Consider the following 10744-nt stretch of genomic DNA (forward strand, 5'->3'; position numbering starts at 1 on the left):
GCACACCGCACCGCTCAGAAGCCCAACTGCTGGAGCGCCTGGTCGAGATCCACCGGCTTGAGGCAATGCGGGCAGGCGGCGAACTCGCGCGGCAGCATGGCCAGGTCGTAGCCGGAGGCGAACACGAACGGGATACCCGCGCGCTGCAGGCGTTGCGCCAGCGGGTAGCTCTTCTCGCCGTCGAGGTTGACGTCGAGGATGGCCGCGTCGAAGTCGGGTTCGGGCTCGAGCAGCGCCAGCGCCGCGCCGAGCGTGGGCACCGGACCGACGACCTCGATCCCGCGCGCGCACAGGCCATCGTGCAGGTGCATCGCCAGCATGTACTCGTCCTCGACCACCAGGATCCGCGGCGGCGTCGTCACGCTGCGCGCTCCCGCAGCACCGCGCGCGTGCCGTCGAGCGGAACATCGATGCGGCACACGATGCCGTCCGCCAGCAGGGTATGCGTCGTCCGTGCGCCGAGTTGGTAGGGCAAGGCATGCTCGATCAGTTCGCGGCCGTAGCCGGCGACGCTGTCGGTGGCCGCCACGCCGGCCACACCGTGTTCATGCCATGTCAGCCGCAACTGCGTCGACTCCTGCGCCTGCCCGGGCACGATGTCCCAGCGGATATCCAGTCGACCGCCCGCGTCCGACAGCGCGCCGTGTTTGAAGGCGTTGGTGGTGAGTTCGTGCAATGCGAGAGCGAGCGTCTGCACCACGCGCGAACGCAGCGGTACACCGGTTGGACCGTCGAGTGTGACCCTGTCATCGTCCTCGCCCACCCCGTGGGCCTCGAGTTCCTGGCGCAGCAGGGTGTCGAAAGTGACGCGGTCCAGGGCGGCGCCCTGCGACAACAGGCCCTGGACCCGCCCGAGCGCATCGAGCCGAGCGCGGAACCGGCTCGCGAACGCGGCCAGATCAGGACTGCCCTGCAACGTGCGGCGCGCCAGCGACTGCACGACCGCGATCAGGTTGCGGGTGCGGTGCTGGAGCTCGGCGACAAGCGTTTCGAGTAGCACCGCGTGCTCGCGCTCGGCGGTGATGTCGCGGCCGATGCCCGCAATCCGCTGCACGCGGCCAGCATCGTCGAACAGCGGGAAGGCTGTGTTGCGCACCCAGATCGTGCGGCCGTCGCAAGGGCGCTGCACGCGGAACTCGAAGTCGGCGCGACTGCCGTGGCGCACCTTGCGCATCCGCGCGCGCACGTCGGCCGCATCGGCGGCATGCACGGTCGACATCCACAGCCCCGGATCGCGGATGGCGGCCTCGCGCGCAACACCGTAGATGGCCTCGAACGCCGGGCTCAAGTACTCCAGCGCGAGCGTCTGGGCATTGCGAATCCACAACACGTCCGACGAGGCATCGCCGAATTGGCGGAACCGCGCTTCGCTTTCGCGCAGCGACAGTTCGGCCTGGCGCCGGCCGGTGATGTCCATGCTGACCGCCAGGCTGCCGACGATCTCGCCGTCGGCGTCGCGCCAGGGCACCACCGACAGCCGCAGCCAGTACCGCTCGCCATCGACGAGGATGCGCTTTTCCACGGTGTTCGCCACGCCCTCGTCCAGCACGCGCTGCAGCAGCGTGGCGCTCTCGGGCCAGTCCTCGGGGTGCGTGAGCTCCTCGATCCGCTTGCCGACCAGCGCATCGCGCGGGGCGCCGACGGTCCGGCAGTACTGTTCGTTGACGTAGACCAGGCGGGTGTCGCGGTCGGCGATCGCCACGCCGATGCCGGCCTGCTCGACGACCGCGCGGTAGCGCTGCTCGCTGGAGATCAGCGCGGTCTCGGCAGCGGCCCGTTCGGACGCCGCGCCCGCTCGCTCGCCGACTTCGCGCAGCAGGTTCAGTTCCGCGGTGGTCCAGTGCCGCGGCGTGCGCGCGGCCGCAACGAACACCGACGCTGCCTGTTGCCCGCGCCCGGCGCGCACCGTCATCGCGAGCGCGGCAACATCCTGCATCCGCAACGCCGAGCGCGACGCCGCATCGAACGCGGTGTCGCGTTCGAGGTCGTCGCTGGCCACATCGCCGTGCCGGGCCTCCCAGTCGGGCAGGTGCAGCGCCGGGGCACGGGGGTCGCGGCTCCAACCCTCGCGCACGCGCAGACCGTCCCCTGGATCGTGGGCGGCCAGGCCCACGCGATCGAGACCGAGATGCTCGCCGATCCTGCGCGAAGCCACCCGCAGGATCTCGGCCGGCGCAGACAGGCCGCGCAGTTCGTCGCCCAACGCCAGCAGGAATGCCTCGTGCCGGCCCGCCTCGCGCGCGGCGGCCAGCATCGACTCGCGGGTCAACTCGCGAATGATCGCCAACATGCCGACCGGCCGGCCCTGCTCGTCGCGCAGCGGCGAGTAGTCGGCGTCGAACAACGCACGCTCGGGCACGCCGTTGCGCATGAGGTCCAGCGGGTGGCCGCGCAGTTGCAGCGAGCGTCCGGCCAGCGTCTCGGCCAGGATGTGATCCACGAACGCCTCGGCCTCCGGCCAAGCCTCGATCAGCGGCAGGCCGAGCTGGCGCGGATGGCGCGTGCCGGCCACGTCGCGATGGGCGTCGTTGTAGAGCAGCAGGCCGCTCGGGCCCCAGGCGATCGCCATCGGCGCCGGCGAATCGAGCATCGTGGCGACCGCCTGGCGCAGCGCCGCGGGCCAGCGCTCGATGCTCCCGATCGGCGTCGACCGCCAGTCGAACGCGCGGATGCGCGATGCCATCTCGCCATCGTTCCAGTGCCACGGGACATCGGGTGCTTGCATTGCGGGGTCGCGCGGCAGACAAGGCCATCACGATACGGCAGCCGGCTGCGCCCGCAAGCCCGCCTACACGGCCTGGGTACAGCGGGCGGCCTATGCTCGCGGGCCGACCGGCGCCACAATGCCCCATGCGCGTCCCCATCCCGCCCCAGAGCCCCGCCGCCCGAGCCCCTTCCTGCCCCGGTCCACGCCTGGCCCGTCGGCGCGGAGACCCCGCATGATCGAATTTGGACATCTGACCCACGCCGGCCTGCGCCGCGAGCTCAACGAAGACACGTACTACGGCGACAGCGAGCTCGGGCTCTGGCTGGTCGCCGACGGCATGGGGGGACACGAGTACGGCGAGGTCGCCAGCGCACTGGCGCGCGAGGCGATCGTGCGCGAGATCCGCCAGGGGCGCTCGCTGCCGCAGGCGATCCGACTGGCGGACGAGGAGATCATCCGCGCGTCGCGGCGGCGCAGCGACACCCTGCCCATGGGCACCACCGTGGTCGCGGCGCGCATCACCGGCAGCCGCTTCGAGGTCGCCTGGGTCGGCGACAGCCGGGTGTATCTATGGCGCGACGGCCAGTTGGCCCAGCTGTCGCAGGATCACAGCTACGTGCAGGCGCTGATCGCCCAGGGCGCACTGAGCGTGGACCAGGCGCGCACCCATCCACAGCGCAACGTCGTGACCCAGGCGCTGGGGGTCACCGACCCGCAGGCGCTCAACGTCGAGACACTGGCCGGCGAACTCGCGCCGGGCAACCAGCTGCTGCTGTGCAGCGACGGCCTGACCGAGGAGGTCGACGACCGCGCGATCGCGCAGGTGCTGGCGCATGCCGAATGCAGCGCGCAGGAATGCGTCGACGGCCTGGTGGCCGCCGCGCTCGACGGCGGCGGCTCGGACAACATCACCGCGATCCTGATCCGCCGCCACTGATCCGGCGGCGCAGTCGAAGCGCTAGACGGCCTCGGCCACGGCGGCCGCGTCCCACAGGCACTGGCCGGCCTTGCGGCGGATCGCCTCCACCCGCGCTGCGTGCAGCACCTGGTCGGCCTCCGGCACCACGAGCGCAGGCCGCACCCCCGTGGGCTGCACCGCGGTCACCTGCACCATGGTCCGGGCCTCGACCGGCGCCGCGAAGCCAATCTCGTGCTGGCCGGCGGTCAGCGCCAGGTAGACCTCGGCCAGCAGCTGCGCGTCGAGCAGCGCGCCGTGAAGCTGGCGATGGGCGTTGTCCACGCCCAGACGCTTGCACAGTGCATCGAGCGAGTTGCGCTGGCCGGGATAGCGCTGGCGCGCGAGCAGCAGCGAGTCCTCGACCGTCACCCGGCTGCGGATATCGCCGTAATGTGGCCCCAGCCGGGACAGCTCGTAGTCCAGGAAGCCGATATCGAACGCGGCGTTGTGGATGACCAGTTCAGCGCCGTCGATGAAGGCCAGGAAGGCGTCGGCGATCGCCTCGAACGGCGGCTTGTCGGCCAGGAACTCCAGGCTCAGGCCGGTGACCTCGGCGGCACCCTGCTCGAAATCGACATCGGGCCGGATGTACTGATGATAGGTGCGGCCGGTCGGACGGCGCTCGACCAGTTCCACACAGCCGATCTCGACGACCCGGTTACCCTTCTTCCATTCGAGGCCCGTGGTCTCGGTGTCGAGCACGATCTGTCGCATCGGGTCGGAATTCCTTCTTGTCGTCGGGTCAGGCGATCGCGGCGCGCTGGGTGCGCGCGGCGGCGGTGGCGAGCGCGTCGGCGCGCTCGTTCTCCGGATGGCCGGCATGGCCCTTCACCCAGTGCCAGGCGATCTCGTGGCGCTGGCAGGCCTGCTGCAGGCGCTGCCACAGGTCCTGGTTCTTGACCGCGCCGCCGCCGGCGGTCTTCCAGCCACGCCGCACCCAGTTGGCCAGCCATTCGGTGATGCCCTGGCGCACGTACTGCGAATCGGTGTGCAGGTCGACCCGGCACGGTTCGGTCAGCGCCTCGAGCGCGGCGATCGCGGCCATCAACTCCATGCGGTTGTTGGTGGTCTGCGGCTCGCCGCCACTCAGTTCGCGCTCGGTGCTGCGGTAACGCAACAGCGCCCCCCAGCCACCGGGGCCGGGATTGCCGAGGCAGGCGCCATCGGTATAGATCTCGATCGACTTCATCAATGTCCTGTTGCGAAAGGGTCAGGCGGCGGGCGCGGCGGCCGGCAGGGCCAGGGTGCGCGGCTGGCGGACCGGGGTCAGCGGCAGATGCCGCTTCTGGCACCGCATCGCGTAGGCGGCACGAAAGCCTGGCCCGTGTTGGACGATCGGCGACGGCACCGGCCGCCAACTGGGGCCGACGCCGCGCGAGACCGCATCGGGCGCCAGTCCGGCCTCGCGCAGCCGCCGGCGCCAGGCCAGCGGCTCGGCGCTGGCGATGCCGCTACCGCGCCAGCGCCAGCGATAGGGCGTCAGCGGGTTGAGCAGCAACAGCCACAGGTGGCCGCCAGGGGCGAGCACGCGCGCGGCCTCTTCGAGCAGGCCGCGATCCTCACCGTGGGGGCCGACCACGTGCTGCAGCAGCACCGCGCCGAAGGCCTCGCTGGGCAGCGGCAACGGCCAGCCGCAGCGCACCGGGCCGTGCAGGCCGCGGCCGCCGCGCACCAGGCACAGGCCGCGCCCATCGACCGCGATCTCGGGCGCGACCGGCGTCAGCCACAGCCAGGGCAGCCCAGGATGCCCGCCCAGCGCTTCGGCCACCAGGGCATGTTCGCTGTCGAGCACCGCGCGTCCGGCCGGGGTCTGGAACCAGTCGCCGACGCCGTCGGGTTGACCGGATGGAGAAATCGCGGGCATGGTCCGCATTGTAAGGCCTCCGGCCGCCACCGACCTTCCCGACCGATGCGACTGCAGGCGCTGCGTGCGTTCGAGGACAACTACATCTGGACGCTCGAAGCCGACGATGGCGCTGCGCTGGTCGTGGACCCCGGCGAGGCCGGGCCGGTGCTGGCGGCCGCGCAACACGGCCTGCGCCCGGCACTGGTGCTGCTGACCCATCATCACGACGACCACATCGGCGGTGTCGCCGCCCTGCGCGACCGCTGGCCTGCGCTGGAGGTGGTCGCACCGGACGACGCCCGCATCCCTCAGGCGACCCGCCGGGTGAACGACGGCGATCGGCTCCAGATCGGCCCCTGGGCCTTCGACGTGTTGGCCGTCCCGGGCCATACCCGCAGCCATATCGCGTTTGTTGGCCACGGCCACCTGTTCTGCGGCGACACGCTGTTCAGCCTCGGCTGTGGGCGGATGTTCGAAGGTAGCGCGGTCCAGATGCTGGCCTCACTCGACCGCCTGGCGGCCCTGCCCGTCGATACGCTGGTCTGTTGCGGCCATGAATACACCCGGTCCAACGCGGCGTTCGCCCGTGTTGTCGATCCGGACAACGCGGCGCTGCGGCGTCGCGAACAGGAGATCGTCTCGATGCGCAGTGCCCACCGGCCCACGCTTCCCGTTCCCCTGCAGGCCGAGCTGGCCTGCAATCCGTTCCTGCGCGTCGACGCCCCGGCCGTCCGGGCCGCGGCCTGCGCGCATGCCGGCCTCGCCCCTGGCGCTAGCCGCGCCGACGTGTTCGCCGCGCTGCGGCACTGGAAGGACGGCTTCCGCGCATGAGCGCGGGTCCTCGTTTGCGGCTCGTGGCGGGCCTGCTGGCCGCCGCGGTGTCGGCGCTGTGCCAGGCCGGCAACGCCTCGGGCCCGGCCCAACCGCCGCCCACCGCGTCCGCCGGCCAGCGCGCGCATCTCGCACCGCCGGCCACCTCGCCGGCTCCGGCGCTGGATCTGGCGCCGCCCACCACCCGCACCGGACGGGAGATCTACCTGCGCTTTCGCGACGGGCTGGCCGAGCAGGACTGCAGCGACGATGCCAGCGAACGCTGGCGCTCGCATTTTGCGCATGTCCCGCGCCAGCTCGTCTCGCGCAATACCGATGTCCTGCCGCTGTTCGGCTACGTGGTCGATGCGGTGCGCCAGGCGCACCTGCCGACCGAGTACGCGCTGATCCCGTTCGTCGAGAGCGGCTACCGCCCAGGCGCCCGCAGCGCGTCGGGACCAGCCGGGCTGTGGCAGTTCATCGCGGTCACCGCACGCAACCACAAGATCCCGATCCGCGCCGGCTACGACGGCCGGCTGTCGCCCGCCGACTCCACGCGCGCGGCGGTGCGCTATCTCAAGACCCTGCACGGCATGTTCGCCGGCGACTGGCGGCTGGCGGTGATGGCCTACAACGCCGGCGAGTACCGTGTCTTCGGTGCGCTGGAACGTGCCGGCCAGGTTGCCGCGAACGCCGATCCGCAGGCGCTGCCGATGCCTGCGCTCACCCATGCCTACGTGCGCAAGCTCCATGCGCTGTCGTGCCTGATCAAGGAAGCCGAGAAGCGCGAGGACTGGATGGCCGCGCTCGATCGCGAGGTGCCGATCCTGCAGGCGATCCCCGTGCCCGACGGCATCCGCGACCTCGATGGTCTCGCATCGCGGCATGAGACCGACGCCGCCCAGCTCAAGCGCCTCAACCCGGCGCACACCGACGGCCGCATCGCGCGCATCGGACAGCCGACCCAGGTCCTGGTGCCGCAGGCCGCAGCGACACCGCCGGTATTCCTGGCCGAAGCGCCGCCGGAATTCGAACCCCTGCCGCCGGCCGGGGGCACGTCGCGCGCGGCCCCGACACGCGGCGCCACGCCGTCGGTGCATACCGTGACGCGCGGCGAATCGGTCTGGTCGATCGCACGCCGCTATGGCCTGAGCAGTCAGGAACTGCTCCGCCGCAATGGGCTCGATCCCCGCAGCATCCTGCGGCCAGGAATGGAACTGCACATCGGCGACGCGCACTAGGCGCGAAGGCGCGGCCGGCGCGCAGCTGCCGCCGGCTCGGATGCGCGCGCAGCACGGCGTCGATGCGCATGCGCGCCTGCGTGCGGCTCCGCGGTCGAGGCGTGCGGCGGGATACAACGCTCCCACGTTTCCGCGGCTGCGCGAACGGGCGCCCCACTCCGTATCGAGCAACCGCCTGCCCGCCGGACGCCGTCTGCACTGTGCACTGACGGCATCGCAATGCACAGGCGCGCCCGCGTGAGCTTGCGACGCGCATACCAAAACGCCCGGCATCGCCGGGCGTTTTTCGCTGGATCCAGGAGGCCTCGGCGGCGCACGCGCCGCCGGCCCCGAAGGACGGCGTCAGAGCCGCTCTTCGTTGACCGTGATCTTCATCTGCCGGCGCAGGGCGCGCTGCAGCACGTCGGCATCCTCGTTGCCGAGCAATGCGCCGAGCTGCTGCTTGAGCATCGCCTGCTGCTGCGGCGGCGCCTGTGTCGGATCGCCCGGCACCACGCGCTCGACCACGAACACCACGGCGCTGCCGTCAGGCCGCAGCGTGCGACCCGGCGCAGTCTTGCCCTCGGCAGGCGGCATCGTCTGGAAGTACGCCGTGTTCGACGCCGGGTCGGGCACCGGCGCGCCGCGCGGGATACCCGGCACCGACTCCGGCTCCAGTCCGTGCGCCTGCGCCACCGCCTGCAGGGTCTTGCCGGCCTTCAGCTCGGCGACCATCGCATCGGCGGCCTGCTCGGCGCGCTGGCGCGTGCGATCGGCGCGGACTTCGGCGGTCACGCGCTCGCGGACCTCGTCGAGCGTCAACGCGCGCTCGGGGGTGTGTGCGGTCACGCGGATGAAGACGGTGTGGTTGGGCGCGATCTCGATCGGGTCGCTGACCGTGCCGTCCTGGGTCAGCGCTTCGGAGAACGCCGCCTGCTCCACCGCTCGGTTCGCGGCGATGCCGGTGCCGGCACCACGCGCGAACGGCGCGAGCGTGCGCACCTCGACCTGCCCCGCGGCCGCAGCCTGCTCGAGCGACATCGGGTGGCGGTTGATCTCGTCGACGATCCGGCCGATCTGCTCGTTGTAGGCACGCGCGCCTTCGCCGTCGCGCACTTCGCGCTCCATCTCCTCGCGCACATCCTCGAACGCAACCGGCTTGCCGGCCTCGATCTCGCGCAACTGCAACACGTGCCAACCGAAGTCGGTCTTCACCGGCTGGCTGACCGCGCCGGCCTGCATGCCGAACAGCGCGTCCTCGAACGGACCGGTCATCATGCCCTTCTCGACCCAGCCCAGATCGCCGCCGTTGTCGCGCGAGCCCGGGTCGTCGGAATGCGCACGTGCCAGCGCGGCGAAGTCGGCGCCCGGCTGAGCCGCCTTCGCGGCGAGGTCCGCGGCTTCCTTCTGCGCCGCCTGCTGCGTGGCCGCATCGGCATCGGCCGGCACTTCGACCAAAATATGCGAGGCCAGGCGACGCTCGGTGGTCGCGAACCGCGACTTGACCTGCTCGAAGTGCGCGCGCGCCTCGGCTTCGTCGACGTCGCCGCCACCGGCCTGCGGCTGGGCCACGACTTCGATGTACTCCAGCGCGACCTTTTCCGGATCGCGGTAGCGGCCGGCGTTCTTCTCGAACCACGCCTGCAGATCCGCATCGGCGACCGGCGCCGCATCGGCCGCCGGCGGCGGCACGACCACGAAGGCGACGTCGCGACGCTCGTCGAGCAGACGCATCATGCGTTCGGCTTCCGACGGCGTCACGAACGCCGATTCGGCGATCGCCTGCGGCACCAGCGCACGCTGCAGGTCGAGGCGGATCGAGGCTTGGAACTCGGCCGGGGTGCGCGGCGGCTGCCCGGACTGCAACGTCATCTGGTAGCGCTGCGCATCGAAACGGCCATCGACCTGGAATGCGGGGATCGACGCGATGATCTCGCGCACCTGCGCATCGCCGACGACGATGTCGGCGCGCTCGGCGGCCAGGCCCAGCACCGCGCGGTCGATCAATTGCTCGAGCACTTCGCGCTTGCTGTCCAAGGTCTCGAACGCGCGCGCGTCGAAGTTCTCGCCTTCGGCCTGACGGCGCTGCTCACGGACCGAGTCGAACGTCTGGCGGAACTCCTCGGGCGTGACCTCGGTCGAGGTCCATACCAGCTTGCGCACCAGCCACATATCGGGCGCCGAGCGCCACCAGGTCGGCGGCGCCTCGACCTTGGCCGCATAGTCGGCATTGTTCTGGAACAGGTAGTGCTCCATCCCGAAGAACGCGAACGGCACCGCCAGCAATGCGACGATGGCGATGGCGATCCAACCACTGGTCTTTTCTCGAAGCGCTTGCAGCATGAGTCGGGGCACGGGATGGGCGAGCCGGGCAGTTTACCCGCAAGCACGGACCCGCGCAGGACCGCGCCGCCAAGCGCTCGCGGCAGCCTCGTCGGGCAGCCATTCAGGCCCGGACCCGCAAGGTCGTAATCGACCGGGGGATGGCGTACCATGCGCGTCCGACCGGCGCCGCCCGGCCGGCGGCGCCGTGCATGCCGGCTCAGCGTCCAGACGCTCAACGTCGAATAATTAAAAGAGGAATTCACTGATGGCCCTTAGCAAGAACGATGTCCTGGCTTCCGTCGCCGAGAAGGCCGGTCTGTCCCGCGCCGACGCTGGCCGTGCGGTCGACGCGCTGCTCGACACCATCACCGAAGCGCTGAAGAACGGCGACGCGGTGAACTTCGTCGGCTTCGGTTCGTTCGTCGCCCGTCCGCGCGCCGCGCGCACCGGCCTGAACCCGCAGACCAAGGAAACGATCCAGATCCCCGCCTCGACCGTCCCGGCATTCAAGGCTGGCAAGGCGCTCAAGGATGCGGTAAAGTAAGCGGCTCGGCTGTTCCGCATGGGTGCTTAGCTCAGCGGTAGAGCGTCTCCCTTACAAGGAGAGGGTCGGGGGTTCGAAACCCTCAGCACCCACCAAGCAACAGGTTTCCAATGTGGAGCGGTAGTTCAGCTGGTTAGAATGCTGGCCTGTCACGCCGGAGGTCGCGGGTTCGAGTCCCGTCCGCTCCGCCACTGGTTGAAAAAAACCCCGCTCTGGCGGGGTTTTTTTTTGGTTCATCGCTGAATTCCGGGGAAGGCTGCGCGGATCTTCAGGAAGAAGTACTCCTGATCGCGGTACCCGTAGGCACGGCGCTTGATGACCTTGATGGTGTTGT

General features: G+C 70.7%; 11 protein-coding genes and 2 tRNA genes. 6 read left to right on the forward strand and 7 right to left on the reverse strand.

Going from position 1 to position 10744, the window contains the following annotated elements; genetic code table 11:
* Positions 1–14: 14 nt before the first annotated feature.
* Both ABE487_RS16165 and ABE487_RS16170 read right to left on the reverse strand, forming a co-directional pair.
* Positions 15–362: a response regulator gene (locus ABE487_RS16165; protein WP_346442370.1), complete on the reverse strand. Its 348-nt coding sequence runs from the start codon at positions 360–362 to the stop codon at positions 15–17.
* The gene (locus ABE487_RS16170; RefSeq protein WP_346446116.1) at positions 359–2725 is read right to left on the reverse strand and encodes a PAS domain S-box protein; all 2367 of its coding nucleotides are present in this window, start codon (positions 2723–2725) and stop codon (positions 359–361) included. Before ABE487_RS16170 ends, ABE487_RS16165 begins: the two co-directional genes overlap by 4 nt.
* Positions 2726–2939: 214 nt before the next feature.
* Between ABE487_RS16170 and ABE487_RS16175 the strand changes: the two genes are divergently transcribed.
* Positions 2940–3644 carry a protein phosphatase 2C domain-containing protein gene (locus ABE487_RS16175; protein ID WP_346442368.1) on the forward strand — a complete coding sequence of 235 codons (705 nt, stop codon included), beginning with the start codon at positions 2940–2942 and terminating at the stop codon, positions 3642–3644.
* Positions 3645–3665: 21 nt separating this feature from the next.
* On the opposite strand, the gene dnaQ is transcribed toward ABE487_RS16175, so the two are convergent.
* The 3 genes from dnaQ to ABE487_RS16190 are packed head-to-tail and all read right to left on the reverse strand — an operon-like array spanning position 3666 to position 5529.
* Positions 3666–4379, reverse strand: a complete 714-nt coding sequence (gene dnaQ / locus ABE487_RS16180; RefSeq protein WP_346452649.1) for a DNA polymerase III subunit epsilon — start codon at positions 4377–4379, stop codon at positions 3666–3668.
* Positions 4380–4407: 28 nt separating this feature from the next.
* Positions 4408–4854 carry a ribonuclease HI gene (rnhA, locus tag ABE487_RS16185; protein ID WP_346442366.1) on the reverse strand — a complete coding sequence of 149 codons (447 nt, stop codon included), beginning with the start codon at positions 4852–4854 and terminating at the stop codon, positions 4408–4410.
* A 21-nt stretch (positions 4855–4875) separates the two neighbouring features.
* On the reverse strand, positions 4876–5529 hold the full coding sequence (locus ABE487_RS16190) for a methyltransferase domain-containing protein (RefSeq protein ID WP_346442365.1): 654 nt from the start codon (positions 5527–5529) through the stop codon (positions 4876–4878).
* Between the two features lie 45 nt (positions 5530–5574).
* Here ABE487_RS16190 and gloB point away from each other — a divergent pair, with 45 nt between their 5' ends.
* Positions 5575–6342, forward strand: a complete 768-nt coding sequence (gloB, locus tag ABE487_RS16195; protein ID WP_346449273.1) for a hydroxyacylglutathione hydrolase — start codon at positions 5575–5577, stop codon at positions 6340–6342.
* Positions 6339–7562, forward strand: a complete 1224-nt coding sequence (locus ABE487_RS16200) for a transglycosylase SLT domain-containing protein (RefSeq protein ID WP_346442363.1) — start codon at positions 6339–6341, stop codon at positions 7560–7562. Before gloB ends, ABE487_RS16200 begins: the two co-directional genes overlap by 4 nt.
* Positions 7563–7904: 342 nt before the next feature.
* Here ABE487_RS16200 and ABE487_RS16205 read toward each other — a convergent pair whose 3' ends face one another.
* Positions 7905–9884 (reverse strand): SurA N-terminal domain-containing protein, encoded by a 1980-nt coding sequence (locus ABE487_RS16205; RefSeq protein WP_346442400.1) that lies wholly within the window; start codon positions 9882–9884, stop codon positions 7905–7907.
* Positions 9885–10131: 247 nt separating this feature from the next.
* Here ABE487_RS16205 and ABE487_RS16210 point away from each other — a divergent pair, with 247 nt between their 5' ends.
* The 3 genes from ABE487_RS16210 (at position 10132) to ABE487_RS16220 (ending at position 10601) form a co-directional block, all read left to right on the forward strand.
* Positions 10132–10410, forward strand: a complete 279-nt coding sequence (locus ABE487_RS16210) for an HU family DNA-binding protein (protein WP_047136197.1) — start codon at positions 10132–10134, stop codon at positions 10408–10410.
* A 20-nt stretch (positions 10411–10430) separates the two neighbouring features.
* Positions 10431–10505 (forward strand) — tRNA-Val (locus tag ABE487_RS16215).
* Between the two features lie 19 nt (positions 10506–10524).
* Positions 10525–10601 (forward strand) — tRNA-Asp (locus ABE487_RS16220).
* Positions 10602–10643: 42 nt separating this feature from the next.
* Here ABE487_RS16220 and ABE487_RS16225 read toward each other — a convergent pair.
* The coding region (locus tag ABE487_RS16225; RefSeq protein WP_346449327.1) for a transposase at positions 10644–10744 on the reverse strand (101 nt) is incomplete at its 5' end.

The organism is Luteimonas sp. TWI596 (genome assembly GCF_039674105.1).
Lineage (GTDB): Bacteria > Pseudomonadota > Gammaproteobacteria > Xanthomonadales > Xanthomonadaceae > Luteimonas.

Bases quoted from the DNA above. Each gene is read 5' to 3' on its own strand.
- ABE487_RS16205 (WP_346442400.1), bottom strand. From the start codon at position 9,884: ATGCTGCAAGCGCTTCGAGAAAAGACCAGTGGTTGGATCGCCATCGCC.
- ABE487_RS16175 (WP_346442368.1), top strand. From the start codon at position 2,940: ATGATCGAATTTGGACATCTGACCCACGCCGGCCTGCGCCGCGAGCTC.
- ABE487_RS16200 (WP_346442363.1), top strand. From the start codon at position 6,339: ATGAGCGCGGGTCCTCGTTTGCGGCTCGTGGCGGGCCTGCTGGCCGCC.
- rnhA (WP_346442366.1), bottom strand. From the start codon at position 4,854: ATGAAGTCGATCGAGATCTATACCGATGGCGCCTGCCTCGGCAATCCC.
- dnaQ (WP_346452649.1), bottom strand. From the start codon at position 4,379: ATGCGACAGATCGTGCTCGACACCGAGACCACGGGCCTCGAATGGAAG.
- ABE487_RS16170 (WP_346446116.1), bottom strand. From the start codon at position 2,725: ATGCAAGCACCCGATGTCCCGTGGCACTGGAACGATGGCGAGATGGCA.
- gloB (WP_346449273.1), top strand. From the start codon at position 5,575: ATGCGACTGCAGGCGCTGCGTGCGTTCGAGGACAACTACATCTGGACG.
- ABE487_RS16210 (WP_047136197.1), top strand. From the start codon at position 10,132: ATGGCCCTTAGCAAGAACGATGTCCTGGCTTCCGTCGCCGAGAAGGCC.
- ABE487_RS16190 (WP_346442365.1), bottom strand. From the start codon at position 5,529: ATGCCCGCGATTTCTCCATCCGGTCAACCCGACGGCGTCGGCGACTGG.